The 567-nt window shown below is 61.7% G+C and carries 1 pseudogene; it reads left to right on the top strand.

The annotated features are described in order from the left end of the window. Positions 1–139 precede the first annotated feature (139 nt). Positions 140–567, top strand: a pseudogene (locus tag EN780_RS36975) (3-oxoacyl-ACP synthase); the annotation flags it as partial.

Consider the following 567-nt stretch of genomic DNA (forward strand, 5'->3'; position numbering starts at 1 on the left):
TCTCACAGCGCATCCAGCGGACCATTTTGGATTTCTCGGAGTGCTGGGTTGGGCCACCGACGCAAGCAATGCTGAGGGCGCGCGCGACGGGGCGCACGTATATCCGTGCCAATGGCACCGCGCCGCAGGAGGAAGAGGCATGACCTCTCCGATCGAGATTGTTTCGGTTGGTATGGTGACTGCGGTTGGCCTCGACGCGCCCTCCGCTTGCGCTGCGATGCGCGCTCGACTCGATGGTTTTCAGGAAACCCGTTTCGTCGGCTTGCCCGCAGGATGGCTTACGGGTGCGCCCGTGCCGCTACCACGCAACTGGATCGGGGAGAAGCGCATAGCCCATCTGGCAGCCGGGGCTATATCGGAGGCTTTTGAAAATCACCCGCAAGCGCGAGGACAGACGGCGCTCATCCTTTGCCTGCCGGAGGAAGATCGGCCTGGGCGACCGGTGAAAGATAATTCCTCCCTGCTCCGTCGCATCGGCGAGATCGTTGAAATCGAACCTCATGTACGCTCTCGTATCGTGGCTTATGGTCGTCCTTCCGGACATGTCGCGCTCGATCAGGCCCGCAG

The organism is Mesorhizobium sp. M4B.F.Ca.ET.089.01.1.1 (assembly GCF_004022605.1).
Lineage (GTDB): Bacteria > Pseudomonadota > Alphaproteobacteria > Rhizobiales > Rhizobiaceae > Mesorhizobium > Mesorhizobium abyssinicae.